The organism is Turicibacter sp. T129 (assembly GCF_025594975.1).
Taxonomy (GTDB): domain Bacteria; phylum Bacillota_I; class Bacilli_A; order MOL361; family Turicibacteraceae; genus Turicibacter; species Turicibacter bilis.
Genome location: NZ_JAMQUU010000043.1, coordinates 1 through 22,438 on the forward strand (window position 1 = coordinate 1; position 22,438 = coordinate 22,438).

Below are 22,438 nucleotides of genomic sequence, written 5' to 3' on the forward strand. Positions count from 1 at the left end.
GCCGGAATAGCTCAATTGGTAGAGCAACTGACTTGTAATCAGTAGGTTGCGGGTTCAAGTCCTGCTTCCGGCACCATTAATTAAATAAGTAGGGGTGTAGTTTAACGGTAGAACAGCGGTCTCCAAAACCGTTAGTGTGGGTTCGATTCCTGCCACCCCTGCCATGGCGATTGTGGCGAAGTGGTTAACGCATCGGATTGTGGCTCCGACATTCGTGGGTTCGATTCCCATCAGTCGCCCCAATATGATTATTAACATCCTTCGGGGTGTTTTTTTTTGCTACATTTCATATGGATAGATTATAAGCTATGATGAAATTTTCTAACCTAAGGAGGTTTATTATGAAAGTAATTATTGTAGGTGGTGTTGCTGCAGGAATGAGTGCAGCAGCCAAATTAAAACGTGCCAATAAAGAAGCACAAATCACAGTATATGAAAAGTCTAGACATGTTTCATTTGGTGCATGTGGTTTACCGTATTTTGTTGGAAACTTCTTTGAAGATTCACAAAAGATGATTGCTAGAACGGTTGAACAATTTAATGCATCTGGAATTACAGTTAATATTGAACATGAAGTACTTAATGTGGATACCGATAATAAATGTATCACGGTTAAAAATTTATTAACTGGTGAGACATTCACAGATACATATGATAAGTTAATGATTGCTACTGGTGCTAGTGCGATTATTCCTCCAATCAATAATGTGGATTTAAAACATGTGTATACGTTAAAGAGCATGGAGGATGGAGAAGCTTTAAAACATGCTATGCAAAATGAAGCATTAAAACGTGTAGCAATTGTTGGAGCCGGGTTTATTGGATTAGAAGTAGTCGAAGCTGCTAAACAATATGGAAAAGAGGTTCATGTTTTCCAATTAAATGATCGTGTTTTAGTGGATACATTTGATAAAGAAATTACAGATTTATTAGAAGAAGAGTTACGTACACATGATGTTCACTTACATTTATCACAAACGGTTACTGAGTTAGTGGGAGATCAGGCAGTCACTCAAATTAAAACAAATGATGAAACATTTGACGTTGATATTGTTGTTTTAACGGCTGGTGTTCGTCCAAATACGAGCTTCTTAAAAGATACTAAAATTGAGATGTTACGTAATGGTGCGTTAGTGATTGATCATGAAGGTCGTACTTCTATTGAAGATATTTATGCTGCTGGTGATTGTGCAAGTATTAATCATATTTTAAAACCTGAACCTGCATATATTCCTTTAGCCACTGTCGCAAATAAAATGGGCCGTATTATTGGTGAAAACTTAGCAGGTGCTCATCATACATTCAATGGATCTTTAGCTTCAGCTTGTTTAAAAGTGATGAATTTAGAGGCTGGGCGTACAGGATTATCTGAACAAGAAGCCATGAATCTAGGAATTAATTATAAGACTGTATTCATTACAGATATGAATCAAACGTCTTATTATCCAGGGCAATCAAAAATTAATGTTAAATTAATCTATAATGCTGACACAAAAGTTATCTTAGGTGGACAAATTGTTGGACGTAAAGATGCTGTTCAACGTGTTAACGTCTTAGCTACAGCTATTTTTGCTGGGTTAACCACTGATCAATTAGCGATGTTAGATTTATGCTATGCACCACCATTCGCAAGAACATGGGATGTTTTAAATATTGCAGGTAGCGTGGCAAAATAATTTAAAAGGGGTGGTTCGTGAGAATGCCCCTTTTTTGTGTCGTTTTTTGGTCTTTTTAATATAATAGTTAGTAGGAGGAGGGATTATTATGGAAAAGAATAATATTACTCCTATTAGTTGTTATAGTGATTCTTTAGTTTATGAAGAACTTAATAAGGAAGAGTTAAAGGAAGCTGGCGTTGTGATTGATTATGTGGGTGATGAGGTTGTAGATTGTGATATATATAAAGATTATGATAATAAGAAACGTAGATCGTGGTTCAAGTATTTAATGTTTCTTTTTCTAGTTCTTTCTTTTTTAATAATTGTTGTGATAGGAAGTATGCGTCTTTCAACGAAGGATCATGGTGTTATGGAACAGCTACAAGGGGTATATATGGTAAATGAAGGTTCTAAAAATGGTGTCTAGTCTTTGACTGGTCACCTTTTTTAGATTTTGTCGGAATATGTATGTATATATAGGTGCGGAGATTGTTGCTTTTCGTGATATAATGAAGAAAAGTGTGAGTTAAAGGAGTGAAAATTTTGGACAAGAAGGTAAAGCAGTTATTTGAATATCTATTAGCACTCCGCCATTTAACAAGTCAACCGATTCGTGAGTTGAAGCAGTATGAAAAGTCTTGGATGCTAGATGAGTTACCACTTGGGGATGGATGTTTTTTAGGAGGAGATGGTGTTGATGCAGATGCTTATCTTGAGGTGCACCAACAAGTCTTTAAAAATGATTATCCAATTTTTGATCATAAATTAGGGAGAATTTTTGAATTATTACAATTTGACTATACTAAGGATGGAAGTGTGATTTGCTCGGGTGTTGAATTAGAAGAAATTATGAATCAAAACTGGGAACAGCTTCAAAAAAAGGTGAGTCATGTTCATCAGGGGAAGATTGAGTTAACGCAATGGGAAAGATTTTTAATCCAACATTCTGAGATGTTTATTGAGGTTAATGAAGCGCTCGACAAAATGAAAGATTTACCGCTTCATATGAAGTATTGTTTAAAGATGTATGAGACGTGGATTGAAGAGTGGAAAGAATGGGCTCTTAATCAAAAGCGTAAACGCCAGATTCAAAAAATGTATGATTACTTTTTCCAACTGAGACAGATGATGAAATCAGAAGAGCAATCTCTTGAAATTATGATGGGAATTGGTGTGTTATCTTATCAATTAAAATATCCAATTCATCACCCGATGCTCGTTATGAAATTGGAGTTAGATTTTGATGCCGAAAGAGGTGTGGCGAAGTTATTGCCGAGCACGAGAGGATATCAATTAGATTTAGAAGTTTTAGCCGGTGTTGAGTTTGCGAATCAGCAGGAAATCATGCAACTGAAGGAAGCTGTGTCTGGATCGATGATCTCTCCGTTTGATATTGAGGAGTCGGAGGGAATTTTACGTCAATTGATTCATTATATGCATCCAAATGGATTGTATTTAGGAAAAGATGAGGTAGAACCTGTTAGTAAGTTTCCAATGGTTAAGCAACAGAGTGTGATTTTCATTCGAAAGCGTTCAGAAGCCTTATTAAAAGAGGATTTACAGTCGACGATTGAGTATCTTGAAGAAGGTGGAAGAATTCCAAAAACGATTCAAGCAATTATTGATGTAGATGGATTGAGGCAATCACAGGATGAATTAAAGGATTGGGTAGGCATTGGAGAACAATTATTATTTCCACTTCCTGCGAATGAAGAGCAAAAGGATATTGCTAGACGTTTAGCAAATAATGTTGCCGTAACAGTACAAGGCCCTCCAGGAACCGGGAAAAGTCATACGATTGTTAATTTGATTGCTCATTTATTAGCGCATGGAAAGCGTGTATTGGTGACAAGTGAGAAAGATAAGGCATTACGTGTGTTAATTGATAAGTTACCGGAAGAAATTCAATCGTTGTGTGTGTCGTTTTTAGGTGGAGATCGTCAATCACTTGCGCAGATTGAGCAATCAATTCGAATGATTTCTGAAGGATTAGCGACCTATGATACAAAGCTTTTAGATAAAGAGATTCAAGTGTTGAGTCGCCAGTTAGATATGGTACGACGCCAGATGAGTATTACAAAGAATAATATTGTTCGTTTCAAGGAATTAGATTCAAAAGGTCAAGTTTGGAAGGATAAGATTTGTCAACCTTATGAGATGGCGCAATTAGTGGCAGAACAGGTGGACCGATTTGGCTGGGTTAAGGATAAAGTCTCAATGGATGCAGTGTCTCCACTAACTGAAGATCAGTTTGTGACGTTGTGGGAGTTAAAAGGGATGCTTCCTGCACAGCATAAAGATTTAGCTCAATTAAAGTTACCAGCGTTAAGTCGTTTAATGAGCGTTGAGGAGTATCGCAAGTTATTAAGTGAAGAGCAGTGTTACTCGACGCGAATTCAAGAGCTTAAGTTGATGCCAAAGCTATACGAGTTTGAAGAGAATCGTACGTTTATTGATGAACTTGGACGTCAACTAGAACCATTATGTCAAAAGCTTGAGAAGCTACAAGATCCACTGGAACAACGGATACTTGAGGAATGCTTGTTAAATGAAGAACGATCATTGATTTGGGAGACTGTCTTTAATCGTCTAAAAGATATCATTATGAAAGTCAATGAAATAGAAGTATTGATTGTTAATGATGTGGTTGAGTGTGATTACTATGATCATCCAAAGTATGAAAGTATCATTACTTCTTTGAAAGAACGTCTTCAAGCGGGTAAAGGGATTGGAGGACTTTATTTAACATTTAATTCTGATATTCGTGCCTTTTATGAAAATACGCGTATTAATGGTCAAAAACTTTCAACGTTAGATGATTTAAATCGCATTGAATCCCAAAGACAAAAGCTCGAATTGTTAGCTAAGTTTGCAAAGATTTGGAATAAGAATATGGCACCTAATGGTGGTGAGTTTATTGATGGTAATGAAAGTCAGGTATTGTTTGCTCATAATCAAAAGATGAAGCAATTTAGTATTATTATGGAATGCCTTGAAGAAATTCAGCAATTAAATGACTTTTTATCACCAATTGTTCAAGGGTATAAAAAAATTGGTTATGAAAATTTATCTGATTTAAAGGCGTTATCTTATTCGATTGAATTGACGCAAAATAAAATAAGACAAAAAGGGTGGCAAGAGGTTTATCAAGTTCTTTTAAGTAAATATAAGCCACTACTTATCGGTGAACAACTTCATTCAGTTGGTCAGGAGCTTTATAATGCTTTAGTGAATAAAGATTTAGAGTTATTTGCTGAAATATTAGGAAAAATCCAGTCATTAAATCAGATTAAAGAGCAATATCAAGTCTTTTATGGATTGCTTCATGAACTAAAGGTGGCGATGCCGTTATTTGCGAATGAGTTAGTGAATACAATTGGTATGGTGGAGCTGATGCCTGGAAGTTTGGCTGAGATTTTTGATTATGCGAAGTTAACGACTTTTTTAGATTCACTTGAAGATTGGAAAAATGGTGAGCTTGAATTAAAAATGCAGATGCTTGAAAAAGAAGAGATCTCATTGATTAAGCAATTAATTTTTAAAATGACGTGGAAGAATCAGTTAGATCGTGTGACGCCTGAAGAGGACCGTGCGCTTCAAACATGGATGCAGAAGATGAATCGAATTGGAAAAGGAACGGGACGACAGGCCCAGAAGTTTAGACGTGAGGCTCGTGTTGAGATGGAGAAGTGCCAAAGTGCCATTCCAGTTTGGATTATGCCGGTCAAAGAGGCCATTGAGAATTTTAAGGTGAATCCTGATTTATTTGATGTGGTTATTATTGATGAAAGTAGCCAGTGTAATGTGTTAAGTTTACCGATTTTAATGCGTGGAAAAAAGGTGGTTATTGTTGGAGATGATCAGCAGATTAGTCCAATGATGCCGGGGATTTCTGAGGCGTCAGTTAAAGATTTGATGAGTCGATATTTGTATAATATTGAAAATGGGAATTCATATGATTTCCAAACGTCTCTTTATGATATTGCTTGCCGCGTCTTTTCAAGTAAAGGAAAGCTCATGTTAAAGGAACATTTCCGTTGTGTACCTGAAATTATCGGATTCTCAAATGAGTTAGCTTATCATAATGAGATGATTCCGCTTAAATTACCCGTTTTATCTGAACAGTTTAATCCTGCTGTGATGGCAATTTATGTTGAAGATGGTGCTCGGGATGAGAAGAAGACGAATTTAAATGAGGCGAAGCGAATTGTTTCTGATATTAAAGCTTGTATTGAAAATCCGATATATGATGGAAAAAGCATGGGTGTGATTTCTTTACTTGGTGCTGAGCAAGCGAAGTTAATTCAGAAACTCTTATTAGATGCGGTTGGGGAGAAGGTCATGGTTGAGCGTCAGATTATTTGTGGCGATGCTTATTCGTTCCAAGGAGATGAGCGTGATGTGATGTTCTTATCTTTAGTTATCGCACCTAATATGCGTTACAATGCATTAAATAAGAAGATGTACACGCAACGTTTTAATGTTGCAGCTAGTCGTGCGAAGTGTCAGATGCGTCTATATCATTCGGTTTCTATTAGCGAGTTATCAGCGGAAGATTTACGTTATGAATTATTAGCTTATTGTCAAAATCCAAAACCGATGTATGAGTTAGTAAGTCATGAGTGTGAAACGTTGCTAGAACGTGATGTGATGAAAGCTATTGAAGCTCGTGGTTATGTTGTGAAGTCCAAGGTGTCCATTGGAAAGTATCAAATGGATTTAGTGGTTGAAGGAGAGCGTCAACGTTTAGCAATTGAGTGTGACGGCGATACGTTCTATGGGGTTGAAAAGATTGAACAAGATCTTGAGCGTCAAGGCGTGCTTGAACGTGCTGGATGGCATTTTATCCATATTCGTGGAAGTATCTTTTATCGAAATCAAGAACTTGCACTTCAACCTGTTTTTGAAAAACTTAAAGAGCTCGGAATTGAAGGTGAAAAAAATCTATCGTAAGATAGATTTTTTTTGTATAAAGCGATGATTTTTGCTCATAGTATAAAAAGAGAAAAATTTCGGCAAAAAGTTTGAATAATTTGTTGACACAATTCGACAGGCGTGATATTATATATGTGTACCAAGCCGAACGAAAGAAAAGGCCCGTTGGTGAAGCGGTTTAACACACATGCCTTTCACGCATGCATACACGGGTTCGAATCCCGTACGGGTCACCATTAAAAGAAAAGCAAAAATGAGCGTTTATAACACGCTGAAAGTGGAAAGAACAATGAAATAACTAGAGGTTATGAATTGTTATTGAACTTTACAAGTGTTATGCGAGTGTTGCTAGACAATGTAAAAAAAGCCGGAATAGCTCAATTGGTAGAGCAACTGACTTGTAATCAGTAGGTTGCGGGTTCAAGTCCTGTTTCCGGCACCATAAAATATGGAGGATTAGCTCAGCTGGGAGAGCATCTGCCTTACAAGCAGAGGGTCGGCGGTTCGAGCCCGTCATCCTCCACCATAACAAGAAAAGCATAAGCGAGCGTTTATAACACGCTGAAAGTGAAAAGAATGATAAAATAACTAAAAGTTATGAATCATTATTGAACTTTACAAGTGTTATGCGAGTGTTGCTAGACAATAAGAAAAAATGGGCTATAGCCAAGCGGTAAGGCAACGGACTTTGACTCCGTCATGCGCTGGTTCGAATCCAGCTAGCCCAGCCAATTAAATTGTGTCCTGCTAGCTCAGTTGGTAGAGCATCTGACTTTTAATCAGAGGGTCAGAGGTTCGAGTCCTCTGCAGGACACCATTTTTTTTATTTTATACTTGTTTTTTAGTGAAAAGATGATATAATAAAAAAGTAATCAAATTGCGGGTGTGGCGGAATTGGCAGACGCGCTAGATTTAGGCTCTAGTACCTTTGGTGTGCAGGTTCAACTCCTGTCACCCGCACCATTTAATATCATGAAGGATATCCTCACTGGGATGTCTTTTTTGTTGTTTTTTAATTAGATATAGTTGCCTAAAAGAACGTTTTTATATTAGTATCCATTTTTTTTATGCGTAATTTTTCATTTACTTTAATATAATAGAATATAAAATCATAAAGAAAGTTGTGAAAGAATGGATAGGCGCTTAGAAGAGAAGAGAGAACGAATAGCTTTGAAAATTTCTTTAGGAGCAGGGGTTTTATTTGTATTAGCGGAGCTTCTGATGGCTATTCTGTCAAAGTCGCAAGCTGTTTTAATGGATTCAATTTATGATGCATCAGAGTTGATGATGATCTTATTTTCATTAAAGCTTGTTCCACTACTTTATAAGCCAGTCAGTGAAAAACAACCTTATGGTTATTCGCAAGTTGAATCGTTGTTTATTGCGATTAAAGGGTTTGTGTTAGCTTCTGTGACAGTGGCACTTGTCGTAAACAATGTACAGTTGATGTTTCATGGGGGGCGTGATATTCAGTTTACGCAAATTGCTTATTTTGAGTTGTTTGCAACAGGTTTGAGTGTGATTGTAATCTTAATATTGAGGCGCTTAAATCGAGATTCAAATTCCCCTATTTTGAAAACAGAAATGATGGAGTGGTCCATTGATGCGATTGCAAGTTTTGGGATGTCAGTTGCTTTTTTGGTTCCTACATTTGTTAGTCATCCTTGGTTCGATGCTTTGTTGCCTTATTTAGATCAAATCATTGCGATTTTTTTGTCGTGTTTTATTTTACCGTTACCAATTCGTGCCGTTTTAACAGCGATGAGAGATATTTTTTTAATGGCTCCTGAAGAGGAAACAATGGTATTAATTAAAGACAAATGTGAACCCATTCTAAAGTCGTATCATTTGCATGAAACAACGTATGATGTAGTGCGCACAGGCAGAAAGATTTGGATTTCTATTTATGTACTTCCTAATGATGATTATGTATCGGTTAGGTTGTATTCTAAAGTTCAGGATTTATTAGAAGAGGCATTACAAAATGATTTTTCTGATTTTTATATCGAATTATTACCTGATATTTTATAAGGGACTAGTTGCTAGTCTCTTTTTTGTATATTTGACAATCACTTACTATGCCTGTGGTTCAGAAAGCTATTAGTATGCTATTAAAAATAAAAATCCTTCTAAGATGAAAAGATAAGGCCAGTTTTTCGCCTATCCAGTTTAATAAAGGATATAAATAGTCAGGCACATCTGATATGGAATGATTAATTATTATATTGTATATATGCTCATATATTAATTAGTAGGAGGGGGATAGAGATGAAAAGGAAAATTCGAGTGCTATCGATTGATGGAGGTGGAATACGCGGAATTATTCCAGCTAAAATTATGATAAAGATAGAAGAGTTGTTGCAAGAGTATAGTCAAAATCCCAATACAAGAATTAGTGATTATTTTGATTTGATTGCTGGAACGAGTACAGGAAGTATCTTAGCAGGCTTGTATCTTTGTCCAGATGGTTTTGGGAGTACTCATTCAAAATATAGTGCTAAAGAGGTATTAGATTTATACTTAGCTCATGGAGGTGAAATGTTTGAACGCTCATGGAAAACGCAACTGATAGATTATTTTGGATTAACGAGTCCTTTATATAAGGCTGAAAAGCTTGAAAAGATGTTAGCTGATTATTTTGGTGACTTACGGTTAGAAGATTTGGTGAAACCCTGTTTGTTTCCAGCGTATGATGTGGAACATGGGGAAGCCATTTTTTTTAATCAGATGAATGCTTATCGAGAGGTTGATAAAAATTTTTTAGTTCGAGAGGTGATTCGGGCTTCAACAGCAGCTCCTACCTATTTTCCGGTTGCTAAGTTAAATAATCAGTCTAAAGAAGAGTCATACTCCTTAATTGATGGAGGAATGTTTGCGAATAATCCTGCGTTATGCGCTTATGTTGAAGCTTGTAAGTTTCCTTTTCAACCGTCGCCAGATGATATTATGATTTTGTCATTAGGGACAGGTTCTAAAGGTAAAACGTATCCGTATGAATCATCTAAAAGATGGGGAAAAGTGAGATGGGTGGTCCCTGTCATTGATATTTATGGTTCAGCAGGTTCTCAAACTGTTGATCACCAATTAAAAGTCCTGTATCGGTGTCAGCATATTCGGGATCAGTATTTTAGAATTGAACCAGATTTAAGTCAATTTGATGTCAGTCCTCTTATGGATAATGTCAGTACAAAAAATATAAAAGCATTGGAAGCAGTTGGTGAAAAAATGGTAGAAGAACATTGGGATAAAATAAAAGCTTTTACTCGTAAATTGTATATTAGTCAAATTGGATGTCAGCCAGATGAGTTTTATCGCATGAAATAATCGGATATTTTTTTGAGAAAGATAGTGTTTGGAGGATGAGTGATTCTATCGGATTTATCAAGAGGGGTAATTGATACAGTAAATAATCTAATTAAGATTTATTTGAATGAGCATCAATTAGCTAAGATTTTAATCAATATTTTTAATAATTTTATAGAGCGAGGTTGTTAGAGCTGACAACTTTCTTTTTGTGTTTTTAGGATTGGCAGAGTGGAATGTTTAACTATGAAATGAAGGTATTAAGGGAGGAATCTATGAATTTCTTTATGTCTTATTATGAGGTAAATGGTGCTCTACTTTAAGTCGTAGATTGGACGGTCGATATATTAATTAATGATTAATTATTAATCCGTGAAATATTACAGAGAATGAAGATACCTGAGGTAGTTGATATAAGTTATCAGATTCTGAGCGCATTATTACGAGATTTAGAGGTTGATGAAGATGGATTCGCAACCATTTTAGTAACATTTAAAAATACCTCATCAGAAAGTTTTGTTGGAGGAGTTTTGGAAGTTAGAACAATTAAAGCTTGTTGTTACTGTTCATGAATAACATAAAAAGAGAAAGCCAAAACTTTCTCTTTTTTATGTTATTCATCTTCAAATAAAATCATTTGACGTATTTTTTTAGTAAATGAGGAGAATAATATAGATGAATTTTGAAAAAATAGATATAGATTAGTAAGTTTTAAAAGTTGAACTAATTGATGATTATTCATGTTCATTGACCTCCTCATATGAATTGAATCACTGTTTTCATAATTATTATGAACGGAAAATGTCAAAGTATATTGAAAGATTAATGTTAGATATATGAAATAATGCATAAAAAAACTGTTTCATCATGAAACAGTTTTTAGAATTGCTTAGCTAAATAAGGCTTGGATTCCAGTTAAGAATACGATAGCAATAGCGACAGGTGCAACAAATTTTGTTACTGTGATGTAAGCCATTGTATTTTTAATTGATTTTGATCCTTGTTGTAATTCATCTTCAATGTCAGATTTTTTCATGATAAATCCTAAGAAAATCATGATTAATAATCCACCAATTGGAAGTAATACGTTAGCTGATAATAAATCCATCCAATCAAATAATGTATGCCCATTGAAGACTAAAGCTGAATCTGGTATTTGTGATAAAGCACAGAATGTTGAGATTACAATAACTGCTAATGTTGTTAATCCCATTGCTTTACGACGGTTAACTTTTAATTCTTCCGTAACGTAAGCGATGATAACTTCGAAGATTGAGACAACTGAAGTTAAAGCTGCAATAAATAATAATAAGAAGAATAACGCACCGAAGATAACTCCGCCAGGCATTTGTAAGAAGACGTTTGGTAAAGTAATGAAGACTAAACCAGGTCCGGCTGTTGGATCAATACCAAATGCGAATACAGCTGGGAAGATGGCTAGTCCAGCAAGTAAAGCAATCATTGTATCTGCTGCTGCAATTGAGAAAGTTACGGATGTTAAGTTTTCTTTTTTACTAATGTAAGAACCGTATGTTAACATCGTCCCCATTCCAACACTTAGTGAGAAGAATGAGTGCCCTAAAGCATCTAAAACAGCCTTCATTGATAATTCACTGAAATCTGGTTTTAATAAGAACTGAATTCCTTCACCTGCTCCCGGTAATGTGATAGCACGAATAACTAATAAAGCGATAATTCCAACAAGTCCAGGCATTAATATTTTAGTGTATTTCTCAATTCCATCTTTGATCCCACCAAATAAAATAGCAAGTGATAAGATAATGAAAATCACTGTATAAATGATTGGGGTTGAACTTGATGAGAAGTTATTAAAAGTGTCAGTAATTTGTGCTGCTGACATTCCAGCAAATGAATTAGTGACGGTTAAAATGAAATAATGGATGGTATATCCTGCAATGACTGTATAGAACCCTAAAATCATGAAGGCACTAATAATTCCCATCCATCCAATTGCTGACCATTTCGTGTTGGGTGCAATCTTTTTAAATGAACGAACCGCGTTGGCCTGACCTCGGCGTCCAATAATGAACTCAGCCAATAAAACGGGAATCCCTACTGCTAAAATTGAAATTAAATAAACTAAAATAAAGGCTGATCCACCGTTTTCTCCGACGATGTACGGAAACTTCCAAATGTTTCCTAGACCAACTGCTGAACCTGCAGCAGCTGCGATTACTCCGAAACGTGAACTAAATCCGTCACGTTTCGCAGTTGTTGCTTGTTGACTCATATTCAATTCCTCCTACTGTTCTACCAAGCATTTAACTTTTTTGTTAAATGCTTCTACCTATACTTCTTTTATAACTTTCTAAACCTACCTACCTACAAAACGTTCAAATAAGGTCTAACTTATAAAAGTGACTTTATTTTAACATGCAATTTTTGATTTGAAAAGTAAAATGATTATAGAAATAAAAAAAGTCAAATTTTAAGTGAAAAAATCGTTCTGTATCAATTTTATCTTCATGAAAGGAGAATATTTTGTATCAATAAAGGGGAAAATACATGAGGTAAACTATATAGTTGCCACAAACGGAGGTTGTATTATGTCAATCAAATGCGGTGCACATAATTGTGTACATAATGATAATAATGGAAATTGCTATGCTGGAGTTGTCAATGTTCGAGGAACACATGCATTAACAACAGATGAAACATTATGTAAAAGCTTTGCTGATCAAGATTTAAAAGCAGATGCCGAATTTGCGACAGAATTTAATGCTGCACCTAAGAAAGCAGGTGTTAATAATATTAAATGTAGTGCTTGTCATTGTAAACATAATGATCATCAAAAATGTTATGCTGAAGACGTTCAAATTAATCATGTGACAGCTAGCTGCGAAACATTTGAACAACATTAAAAAGAGGGCTTCTATAGAGAAGCCTTTTTTCTTTAAGGGAAGTTCTAAATGATAGAGGAATCTTCATATACTGTCATACATATGTTAGGGGAGCGAATTAGATGGAGATGTTGAAGATTGGAGTAGATTTAGGTGCTGTATTTCAGATGAATGAAGTATGTGAGGGAACTTATGTAAAGGGAGTTTTATTTTCTTTTTTACAACAATTAATGAAATTCAATCATCAAATTGTTGAAATCTTCATTTTTTCAGCAGATAATCCATCTATTTCCCCGATGGTTTTTGAAAGCTTATCTGTTCACCAATTAAATATTGATCAAGTTATTTTTACAGGAGGCGAGTCATTAATCTCTTATTTACAGGCATTAGAAGTGGAAGTATATTTCTCTGCTGATGAGTTTATGGTTGCAAAAGCGCAAGCAGTGGGAATTTTAGCAGGTGTAATCTCGAATCAAGTCCCGCTTTCAACCTTAAGTATTGCCTTTGATCATCGTTTGTTTTTAGATCAGGTCACTTATAGTGGTCTTGGAAAGTGGATTCCACTATTAGGTTATATTCAACAACAAGATAAACAATCTTTATCGATTGAACTAATGACGACCCGTTCATATAGTGTGGATCGTTGGATAAAGGAGTTGTTTAAAGACTCTCAATGTAAGATTAATGCAGTTTGTTTTATCGCCTCTGGAAAGGGCGCTGATTTAATGGAGTTATATAACGTTCATATTTATTTTGAAGGAGAGCAGCGGGAACAACTATCACCCCTTCCAAACTCTGAATGTATTTTAAATATTGATTTTTGAAGGAAGCATGCTTTAGAAGGTAGCATATCATTTTTTGAATGGAAGATTAGAAAGCATAGGTGAGGCGTGACGTTATCATGAGTCACTTGATGAACATTGTTTAATATTGATGATCTTATCAAGTGACTTAATTTATGAATTTATATGGGGGCTTTTAGGAATAATTTATTTAGTATTCAAGGTGAATTTTTGGTTGCTTTATCTATTTAATACGATTAACGTTCATTGTTGATTAATTTCAAAGAAAGGTGTTAACATTAATTATATTATTTTAGAAGGGGATTTTAGAGTAAACAACAGCTTTTTTATATTAGACATCAGTTGACTTATATTGATAAAATGGGAAAAAATATATATAATGAGTGTATAAAGTTATCCACAGATAATATTAAATATGAGTGTAAGAGGTGAGTAAAGGTGGCATATGATTTAAGCGATAAGTTAGTGGTGGCAATTTCAAGTCGTGCTTTATTTGATCTTGAACATGAAAATCAAATTTTTGAGAACAATGGAATTGAAGCATATACACGTTATCAAATTGAGCATGAGAATACTGTCTTACCAAAGGGGACAGCTTTTCCGTTAGTTGAAGCTTTACTAAGCTTAAATGAGAAGTTTGAGGAGCCAATTGTGGAGGTCATTATTTTATCAAGTAATAGTCCAGAGACAGGATTGCGTGTTTTTAATAGTATCTCAGAATATGGATTAGATATTGTTCGAGCAGCCTTTACGGGTGGGGAGGCTAAACACCCTTATTTAGAGGCATTTAATATTGATCTATTTTTATCTCGTAATGAAAAAGAAGTTCAAGATGCGATTGATCAAGGAGTTGCAGCCGCTCTCGTTTATGATGCACCTCGTGATTATCATCCAAACCAAAAAGAAATCCGTATTGCTTTTGATGCAGATGCGGTTGTGTTCTCTGATGAATCTGAATTAATTTATAAACAAGAAGGATTAGAGGCTTTCTATGAAAACGAAAATGCAAATGCTGAAAATGCAATGAATGAAGGGCCATTTGCGAAATTATTGAAGACACTTTCTAAAATTAAAGAAAAAGATGATTCACTACTAAAAATTGCGATTGTGACGGCGAGAAATTCACCGGCTCATAAACGTGTTATTTTAACGCTACGCAAATGGGGATGTAAAATAGATGAGATGTTCTTCTTAGGGGGCGTTGCCAAGGATAAAGTTTTAAAAGCCTTTAATGCACATATTTTCTTTGATGATCAAGATTATCATGTAGGTCCTGCTTCACAATTGATTCCCTCAGGGCGAGTCCCTTATAAATCGGATTCTAAGTTACATCAATTTCAACAACATCAAGTTGAGCAACAACCGGAATATCATGAAAATCACGAACATTATGAACATCATGAACATCATGGCGAACAATCCTAGTAGTAATTTCATCAAGAAGGAAGTGAATTAAAATGGAGAAAGTTTGTCAAAGCTGTGGCTTACCATTAAATGAACGTATTTTAGGGAACGAAAATAATGGAACCTTCTCTCAAGAATATTGTTATTTATGTTATCGTAATGGGAAATTTATTCTTCCCAATTTAACAATGGATGAAATGAAACAACAAATTTCAAAAATAGTGAATCAATCGCTAGAGAATAAATTTCAAAAGTGGTTAACGAAAAAGGTACTTTGTTTACAATTAAAAACGTTAAAACGTTGGAAATAGTTAAAAGGTTAAAATCTATTCTGGATTTTAACCTTTTTTGAATAAGAAAAAAATGAACTGTCAACTTATTTATTGTGTTAATTTTATATTTTTTCTGGACACAACTCTTCAAAAATGGAAAAAATTAGTTTATAATGTTTTGTAATTAGTGCTAATCAAGAGGAGTTTTTATCTTAATTCAAGGAAGCGTAAGTCGTCCGGTTATTAGATTACATTCATGTGAGTGAATGAAGAAGTGAACTAAGAATGGAGAGTGAATGGAGAAGGGGAGTGAGGCTATGAAAAGAGTTTGTCAGAAATGTTTACATGAGTTAGAGGTCAAGACGACATCAATACAGTCTGGATTTGGAAACTTAAAGTTACATATTGAGGGGATTACCGTTTATGTTTGTCCTTGCTGTGGTGATACAACGCTAGAGTCGACTGATGTACTCGTTCTTCAAAAGCTAAGTGAAACGCTTAGTGAATCTGGAGCGAAAAAACGGACACAATCATTAGTGACAAAAGAAGACGATCGTGAAATTTTAACGCTTTCGGAAGTGGCTTCGTTATTAAGAGTTAGTCATCAAACCATTTATAATATGATTAAAGATGGCCGTTTAAAAGGCCATAAAGTCGGCCGTGAATGGCGATTTATCAAAAAAGATATTGATGCCTATATTTTATCAGAACAAAAACAATCATTTGATGATTTATTAAAGGTATAATTGAGGAAATTAGAGCAATAAAAGTGACAGGTGTGAAAACGTCTGTCATTTTTGTTTAATAGTCATTTGATATAGGATATAATGGATGTTAAGTTGATGAGGAAAGGGGTTTATTATGAAGAGAATACAATTAGGAAAAAGTGATTTAATGGTCTCACAAATTGCTTTAGGATGTATGGGATTAGGTGGAGAATGGGATGCTAAGATACCGCTAACAAAATCAGATGAAGTGGCAGCTATAAAAGCAGTTGAGGCGGCATTAGAACAAGGGATTAATTTCTTTGATCATGCTGATATTTATAAGGGTGGAAAAGCCGAAGCAGTATTTTCTTCGATTTGGGATGCCAAATTAGTAGACCGTGAATCAATTTTTATCCAATCTAAATGTGGGATTCGTTTAATGAATGATTTGTATGAAGGATCGGCTCCGCATTATGACTTTAGTTATGAACATATTATGCATTCTGTTGATGGTATTTTAAGTCGTTTAAAGGTTGATTATTTAGATAGTTTATTATTACATCGACCAGATACCTTAATGGAGCCAGAAGAGGTAGCTAAAGCTTTTTCTAAATTAAAAGAAAGTGGGAAGGTTCGTTATTTTGGAGTTAGTAATCATAATGGCGCACAAATTGACTTCTTACAGTCTTATTTAGATGAACCGTTAGTTGCCAATCAGATGGAACTGTCGTTATTACAATCTAATCTAATTGATGAAGGATTGAATGTCAATTCACTAGTGAATCCGTTAGATTATCGAAGTCAAGGAACACTGGAATATTGTCGTCATCATCAAATCACGTTGCAAGCCTGGTCACCGCTAGCAGGTGGTTCTTTAACAAAAGAGGAAGTGTCATCAGAACATGAAGAGATGATTAAACTCATTCAGTTGTATGCTAATGAATATGGAGTGAGTCGTGAAGCGATTATGGTCGCTTGGCTATTGCGTCATCCTGCACAAATTCAGCCGATTGTTGGAACGAAGACGCCTACTCGCTTACAGGCGATTTGTGAAGCGATGAAGGTGACATTAACACGAGAACAGTGGTATCGATTATATAACAGTGGTTTAGGAAAAAAATTATTATAAGGTAGCAAGAGCGAATCGCTCTTGCTTTTTTTATTAGGGCAGGGGGTATAACTTTATCTATTTGAGTTCATTTTAATAGTAGAAAAGTCAAAAGGGATGAAGATAGATGAAACAGAAAAAATTTAGATTATTGTTATTACTTGTAGCCATGTTAGGCCTCTGTGGTTGTCAGATGGAGGTACCAGATGGAAAAGTGGACCGACATTACGTTGGTGTTGGAGAAATTGAGTTTATTGATGCATCTGTTGAACAAGAAGAAGGTAGTGATTTAGCTATCTATCAAACAAGAATAAAAAATAATTCTAAGCATACGATTAAAGGATTAACGATTGAGGTAGAGTTAGAAAATGGTCGTCATACGACCATTGTGACGCAAGATACATTACAGCCAAATGATATAAGCGGGTGGATTCGTTGTGTTGGACCAAGTAGTTTACAGATAGATGATCTTAAAATGACCCGCTTTACGATTAAAATGGTTGATGATAATTACCAAGAGACCGTTGTGACCTACGATGTTGGACGGGATTTTTATACTTACAATCAATTAACTAAACAAGAAATGATTGATCCATTAATTAAAGTAGAAGAGATTGAGTTTGTGAAGCCTACGTTACTGAAAAAAGAGAATGACGAGGTCGTGTTACAGACGTATTTAAGAAATAATTCAGATTATAATCTCCAAAGTGTGATGTATACGTTTGAAGATGAAGACGGAGAAACTTATACATTATATAGTCCATTAGAAATTGAAAGTCAGCATCAAAGTTCACTTTTAACAACATCTAGTTTACCGAGTACTAATTGGGATGATTATCAATTTAAGAGTGTAAACTATACCTATCTGGATCAGGAGACCCTTGTTTATATGATGTATGATGTCCGTTTAAAGCAATATTTTATCAAATAAAAAAACACTGAATATTTTCAGTGTTTTTTTACTGCTTTATTCAAGGAAGAATCTATTGTGATGTTAAGACACCGACGTCTCTTATCACATGATTAGAAGATATGAAAGTGTACCATTTTTATTATGGTTTATTTTATTAATAAGAATACGAGATTTTAAAAAATTCTTTTATCTTTCATAGTTGTTAGTTTTTAATGGTTTCGTTATAATGGGATAGCAACTAACAGAGAGAAGTGGAATAATATTGAAAGCCATGCATAAAACGTAGGGAGAGATAAAATCATGAGTCAAAATTGGGATTTAATTGCGTATCCTTTTTTAAACGAAAAAGGCCGTTTAGTGGACCATGAAGTGTTAACCGATACATTATCATCAACACTTGGAATGATTTGTTCTTTGTCCATCCCACTTAAGGAAGAGACATGGTGGTTAATGGAGATGGTCTTACATTTAAATGGATCGATTCGAGGTCGCTTAGCCGTCAGTGAGGAGGACCTGAACAAAGGGTTAGACATGCTTCATACGTTAAAGGAAAAAAATAAGGAACGTCTGAATCGTTTTGTTTATCCGACAGGGCATGAAGTTTCTTCTTGGTATCATATTGCAAGATGTCAAGCGAAGCAAGTTGTTCGTAATTTATATTTATTAGAGCAAGACGGGCTAGATGTTCCGCAGTTGGTCATTGATTTTGCTAATTTGATTGCTAATTTATTATTTGCTTTCTCTGTTGAAGTGAATGCTGTATTTGAAGTTGATGAAGTTGAGTTTATCTCAAAATCGTATTAAGGAGGAGTTTTCATGAAATTGAATGTGAAAAAGGCATTAATCGCATTGGTAGCGATTGTAGCCGTTGTCGTGATTGGATTTACTATTTCACCGATGAACAAACAAGAGGGAGATAAATCCATTACGATTACGATCTTAAATGATGAGACCAAAGAAACGTTATTAGAGAATAAAGTATTAAAAACAGATGCTGATTCTTTAGGTGACGTTTTAGTACAGTATAAAGACGAGTTACAGCTAGAAGCAGAAGAGTCTGAGTATGGGCTGTATATTACTGGATTTTTAGGATTAAGTGCAAAGGAAAATGGAGCAACAGGCCCTTGGTGGATGTATAGTTATGAATCACCTTCTCAAGGATTAGAGATGCCAATTGGACAAGCACCAGGTGTTGATAGCTTAATGATTCACGATGGAGATATGGTAACATTCAGTTATACAAGTAACATGGGTTGGTAAGAATGAGTGTGAAAGAAATGACAAGAGTGTCGCTATTGGCGACACTCTTATTTATCATTTATAGCTGTGGTTCAATGGTCATGTATGTCGAACTCTTTAATTTCACTGTGCTATTGTATAGTGTGACGCTTCCGAAGAAACATGCTTTTTTGACTGTATTATTATTTTGTTTATTACTATTGATGGTTTATGGGATTCAACTATGGACACTTATGTACTTACTTGTCTTTCCTAGTTATACATTGCTTTATCACGTGTTTGGGAAACGATTTAAATCTGAATACTCTTTAGCAGTTTTAGGGTTTATTTTAGCCTTTTTATGTGGAACATTAATTGATTTACCTTTTATGATGCTGAGTGGAATGACATGGAAAGCACTTTGGATTCGTTTGTTACTTGGTTTTCAAGTGTCACTTGGAAATGGATTAAGCACATTTTTAGCGACGTTATTTTTATATCCACCACTTTCAAAAGTGATTAAAAAGATGAGTTGAAAATTAAAAGGTCTGATGCTAATTAGTGGCTCAGACCTTTATTTATTAAGTTTAAAATGCTGAATAATTGAAGTGAGAAGTCGTTTAATCAAAATTGTTCCGATAATGATGAGTGCCCACTTAATCATGACTTGGGTGGAGAGATGGTTTTGCGTGAGGTAGAGATGAATTTCATTGATGATTGGTAAGCAGGCGATAGTGATGAGTAGAATACCTACGAGTTGGTTGATGCTTGTTTTGATTAAATTGAGTTGTTTGGCTGAGATACCGATTTTATATAATAATGGATCAGTATAGAGTGATACCATTTGGCCGCCGTCAAAGAATGGGATGGGGAGAAGGTTAAAGAGAAAGAGTAATAGATTCATAAAAATGAAGATGAAGAGAATAAATTTTATGGTTGTAAATTGGTTGGCGATGAGCTCTAGCGAATCGGTCATACCTACTTGTGGAGTTACCATATCGTTAAAGGAAAATAGGGTGAAAAGGGTTTGAATAAAGTTGAAAATCATTTCATTAAAGGCCATAAAACCATTTAAAAGCGAGGTTTCAAAATAGAAAGTTGTGGCCAAAATAGCAGCAAGATAGTTGAAGGTGACACCTGATCCTAAAATGATAACTTGCTTATATCGAGAGAGCTTTAATTCTTGACTTTGTGGATAGATGGTGACCCCACCCCCAGGAATAATGTTAAAGGTAAAGGTCGTATATTTTGTTTTGAAGGAGATAATTTTAAATCCCATGCCTGTAATAACGTCAGTGGCTTTAACACCAAAGAAATAGGCAGATGAATAATGCCCCATTTCATGAATAAAAATACTAATGTAGGCAATTAGAATATACCAAAAAATCGCCATCATATCCCCCCTTGTTTGCATTAACCGAATTGATACAATATATGCAATTAAATTTAAAATATAAGTGTTGAATATGAAACATTGGGGGGAGAAAGTCTAGCGATTAAGAAAGATCATTTTTTAGTTGGATATCATATATTGGAATAATTTGTAAGGGAAGTCAAAATAAATTTGAAAAATTAGGAAAAAATAGCTCCCAATAGTTCATAAGTGTGTATAACATTTCAAAAAAATATAACAAAGCCATTTATTTCACTCCTTTTTTTTTGTATAATACGAATAGTTTGCATTTTTAACGGAGAATTTATAAGCTAAAAAATATATTTTTCTACATTTTTCGTGGTTAATTCGTGGAAAAGCAACAAAATGTGAGTGAAATGTAGAGGCGTTTTATATTATTTTCTTTTGCAATTTGAATTATTATATGGTACAGTATAAATTTCGAGTTGACTTTTCTTTTGTAAGGTGGGATTACTGATGCAAAATATGAATGATATTATTAAAGAATCGATGATTGCCAATGCGATTAAATGTAATTATGATGAGAGTTTTGAAACAATTTTAAATAAATTAAAGAAACCTGAATTAAAAGCAATCGTTGATGCACATGGTTTAAAAGGATGTTCATCATTAGCTAAAGGTGGATTAATTGAACGTATCAAATCAACATTAGCAGATTCAGCTCGCTTAGAGTATATTCTTTGTGGATTAGATGACGTCATGATGAGTGATTTTGTAATGCTCGCAAATGAAACGTATGTATCTGTTGATCAAGTCATGAGCGGATGCGTTCATATTTTATATAGCCTAGGATATGTTTTACCAGTTATGAATGGTAAAGAGGTTGTTTATGTAATGCCAGAAGTGGTAAAAGAGGCTTACCAAGCAATTGATCAAGTAGCTTTAGAAGAGGCTAAAGTTCGAGTTGATTTAGTTTACTTATATATGAAGGCGCTAGTAAATTTATATGGAGTTTGTGAGTTCAATCAGTTAATTTCAGTGTTCAATCAATATGAAGGACCAGAATTAACAGCAGAAGAAGCATTAAACGTGTTATTCTGTAAACTAACATTCAAAGGTGATGTTCAATCATTCGGTCCATTATTAGTAAGCGATGTATTATTAATTGATTCAGAGATGGATGCTGTTGCGTTATATGATATGCAACAAGATAAACCTTATTACATGCCAACGAAAGAAGAGGTTATGCAATTTGGTACAGATCAAGGGGAGTGGACACCTCAATTAGAACAAGTTTGCAAATTCATTTCTGAAAATATTTGTGATGATGTAAATGTGGCACGTGAAATTGCACATGAAATGGCTGTTGCCTTCACTTATAAATATCAAGCGAAATTAGCTTTTATGGCACTTGAAAGTCGTGGAATTGAAATTGAATCATACAATGTTGGACAAGCATTAATGATTTTATTAATGGATGCTTTTAACTATGCACGCACATGGGAAAGCAAAGGATTCCGTCAAGTGGATCAAGAAGCTACTTCATCAAATGACGCACAATCTAATCAAGTCGTTGTCCCAATGATTAATCCAATGAAATCAACAAAAGTTGGACGTAATGAACCATGCCCATGTCAAAGCGGTAAAAAATACAAAAAATGTTGTGGACGTTAATATCGAAAAAACACCAGTAGAGCCTTTTGCTCATTGGTGTTTTTTTGTAGGTCTTATGTGGATGACTTAGAATTAAGGTAAGCGGGTAATATAAACCTGTCTATTTTGACCTCCAACTTTGAGCTAAAATTAAGCTATCAAAGAAAAGGAGGTCAATTTTTTTATGAAAGAGAATCCAATCATTGTTCCCGTTCAGCTAGATCAACCTTCATCTAATCAGCGCTATAC

The 22,438-nt window shown here is 34.8% G+C and carries 19 protein-coding genes and 9 tRNA genes; 26 read left to right on the plus strand and 2 right to left on the minus strand.

Annotation, left to right across the window (positions count from 1 at the left end):
- The 15 genes from NEH75_RS08740 to NEH75_RS08810 all read left to right on the plus strand — a co-directional run bounded on the left by NEH75_RS08740 (position 1) and on the right by NEH75_RS08810 (position 10,468).
- Positions 1-76, plus strand: a tRNA-Thr gene (locus NEH75_RS08740).
- Between the two features lie 14 nt (positions 77-90).
- Positions 91-164 (plus strand) — tRNA-Trp (locus NEH75_RS08745).
- A gap of 2 nt (positions 165-166) precedes the next feature.
- Positions 167-242, plus strand: a tRNA-His gene (locus NEH75_RS08750).
- Between the two features lie 99 nt (positions 243-341).
- On the plus strand, positions 342-1,676 hold the full coding sequence (locus NEH75_RS08755; RefSeq protein ID WP_055245305.1) for a CoA-disulfide reductase: 1,335 nt from the start codon (positions 342-344) through the stop codon (positions 1,674-1,676).
- 88 nt (positions 1,677-1,764) lie between these two features.
- The gene (locus tag NEH75_RS08760; protein WP_055245206.1) at positions 1,765-2,085 is read left to right on the plus strand and encodes a hypothetical protein; all 321 of its coding nucleotides are present in this window, start codon (positions 1,765-1,767) and stop codon (positions 2,083-2,085) included.
- Positions 2,086-2,201: 116 nt separating this feature from the next.
- On the plus strand, positions 2,202-6,611 hold the full coding sequence (locus tag NEH75_RS08765) for an AAA domain-containing protein (RefSeq protein ID WP_262941426.1): 4,410 nt from the start codon (positions 2,202-2,204) through the stop codon (positions 6,609-6,611).
- Between the two features lie 141 nt (positions 6,612-6,752).
- A tRNA-Glu gene (locus NEH75_RS08770) sits at positions 6,753-6,829 on the plus strand.
- A 130-nt stretch (positions 6,830-6,959) separates the two neighbouring features.
- Positions 6,960-7,035 (plus strand) — tRNA-Thr (locus tag NEH75_RS08775).
- A gap of 8 nt (positions 7,036-7,043) precedes the next feature.
- Positions 7,044-7,119: transfer RNA gene (locus NEH75_RS08780), tRNA-Val, on the plus strand.
- A gap of 130 nt (positions 7,120-7,249) precedes the next feature.
- Positions 7,250-7,324: transfer RNA gene (locus tag NEH75_RS08785), tRNA-Gln, on the plus strand.
- 10 nt (positions 7,325-7,334) lie between these two features.
- Positions 7,335-7,410: transfer RNA gene (locus NEH75_RS08790), tRNA-Lys, on the plus strand.
- 62 nt (positions 7,411-7,472) lie between these two features.
- Positions 7,473-7,556: transfer RNA gene (locus NEH75_RS08795), tRNA-Leu, on the plus strand.
- A 168-nt stretch (positions 7,557-7,724) separates the two neighbouring features.
- Positions 7,725-8,624, plus strand: a complete 900-nt coding sequence (locus NEH75_RS08800) for a cation diffusion facilitator family transporter (RefSeq protein WP_055245056.1) — start codon at positions 7,725-7,727, stop codon at positions 8,622-8,624.
- A 237-nt stretch (positions 8,625-8,861) separates the two neighbouring features.
- Positions 8,862-9,917 (plus strand): patatin-like phospholipase family protein, encoded by a 1,056-nt coding sequence (locus tag NEH75_RS08805; RefSeq protein WP_055305860.1) that lies wholly within the window; start codon positions 8,862-8,864, stop codon positions 9,915-9,917.
- Positions 9,918-10,285: 368 nt separating this feature from the next.
- Positions 10,286-10,468 carry a hypothetical protein gene (locus NEH75_RS08810; RefSeq protein ID WP_055245052.1) on the plus strand — a complete coding sequence of 61 codons (183 nt, stop codon included), beginning with the start codon at positions 10,286-10,288 and terminating at the stop codon, positions 10,466-10,468.
- A 317-nt stretch (positions 10,469-10,785) separates the two neighbouring features.
- On the opposite strand, the gene NEH75_RS08815 is transcribed toward NEH75_RS08810, so the two are convergent.
- Complete coding sequence (locus NEH75_RS08815) at positions 10,786-12,147, minus strand: sodium-dependent transporter (protein ID WP_262941425.1); 1,362 nt, start codon at positions 12,145-12,147, stop codon at positions 10,786-10,788.
- A 316-nt stretch (positions 12,148-12,463) separates the two neighbouring features.
- Here NEH75_RS08815 and NEH75_RS08820 point away from each other — a divergent pair, with 316 nt between their 5' ends.
- The 10 genes from NEH75_RS08820 (at position 12,464) to NEH75_RS08865 (ending at position 19,718) form a co-directional block, all read left to right on the plus strand.
- Positions 12,464-12,778, plus strand: coding sequence for a DUF1540 domain-containing protein (locus NEH75_RS08820; protein WP_055245049.1), 315 nt, complete (start codon positions 12,464-12,466; stop codon positions 12,776-12,778).
- A gap of 101 nt (positions 12,779-12,879) precedes the next feature.
- Positions 12,880-13,581: a 5'-nucleotidase gene (locus NEH75_RS08825; RefSeq protein WP_055245048.1), complete on the plus strand. Its 702-nt coding sequence runs from the start codon at positions 12,880-12,882 to the stop codon at positions 13,579-13,581.
- Between the two features lie 417 nt (positions 13,582-13,998).
- Positions 13,999-14,985 carry a 5'-nucleotidase gene (locus tag NEH75_RS08830; protein ID WP_055274736.1) on the plus strand — a complete coding sequence of 329 codons (987 nt, stop codon included), beginning with the start codon at positions 13,999-14,001 and terminating at the stop codon, positions 14,983-14,985.
- Between the two features lie 32 nt (positions 14,986-15,017).
- Positions 15,018-15,275, plus strand: a complete 258-nt coding sequence (locus NEH75_RS08835) for a zinc ribbon domain-containing protein (protein WP_055245044.1) — start codon at positions 15,018-15,020, stop codon at positions 15,273-15,275.
- A gap of 278 nt (positions 15,276-15,553) precedes the next feature.
- The gene (locus NEH75_RS08840; RefSeq protein ID WP_055275027.1) at positions 15,554-15,982 is read left to right on the plus strand and encodes a helix-turn-helix domain-containing protein; all 429 of its coding nucleotides are present in this window, start codon (positions 15,554-15,556) and stop codon (positions 15,980-15,982) included.
- A gap of 115 nt (positions 15,983-16,097) precedes the next feature.
- Positions 16,098-17,072 carry an aldo/keto reductase family oxidoreductase gene (locus NEH75_RS08845; protein ID WP_055274737.1) on the plus strand — a complete coding sequence of 325 codons (975 nt, stop codon included), beginning with the start codon at positions 16,098-16,100 and terminating at the stop codon, positions 17,070-17,072.
- Positions 17,073-17,178: 106 nt separating this feature from the next.
- The gene (locus NEH75_RS08850) at positions 17,179-17,982 is read left to right on the plus strand and encodes a hypothetical protein (RefSeq protein WP_055305862.1); all 804 of its coding nucleotides are present in this window, start codon (positions 17,179-17,181) and stop codon (positions 17,980-17,982) included.
- A 282-nt stretch (positions 17,983-18,264) separates the two neighbouring features.
- Positions 18,265-18,768: an ATP:cob(I)alamin adenosyltransferase gene (locus NEH75_RS08855; protein ID WP_055274740.1), complete on the plus strand. Its 504-nt coding sequence runs from the start codon at positions 18,265-18,267 to the stop codon at positions 18,766-18,768.
- Positions 18,769-18,780: 12 nt separating this feature from the next.
- Complete coding sequence (locus tag NEH75_RS08860) at positions 18,781-19,224, plus strand: DUF4430 domain-containing protein (RefSeq protein ID WP_055245177.1); 444 nt, start codon at positions 18,781-18,783, stop codon at positions 19,222-19,224.
- 2 nt (positions 19,225-19,226) lie between these two features.
- A complete protein-coding gene (locus NEH75_RS08865) occupies positions 19,227-19,718 on the plus strand; it encodes a hypothetical protein (RefSeq protein WP_055245175.1) in 492 nt (163 codons plus the stop codon).
- A gap of 38 nt (positions 19,719-19,756) precedes the next feature.
- Here the strand turns inward: NEH75_RS08865 and NEH75_RS08870 are convergent, their stop codons facing one another.
- Positions 19,757-20,575 carry a site-2 protease family protein gene (locus tag NEH75_RS08870; RefSeq protein WP_055305863.1) on the minus strand — a complete coding sequence of 273 codons (819 nt, stop codon included), beginning with the start codon at positions 20,573-20,575 and terminating at the stop codon, positions 19,757-19,759.
- 477 nt (positions 20,576-21,052) lie between these two features.
- Between NEH75_RS08870 and NEH75_RS08875 the strand changes: the two genes are divergently transcribed.
- Positions 21,053-22,210, plus strand: coding sequence for a YecA family protein (locus tag NEH75_RS08875; RefSeq protein ID WP_055305864.1), 1,158 nt, complete (start codon positions 21,053-21,055; stop codon positions 22,208-22,210).
- Positions 22,211-22,438: the final 228 nt, after the last annotated feature.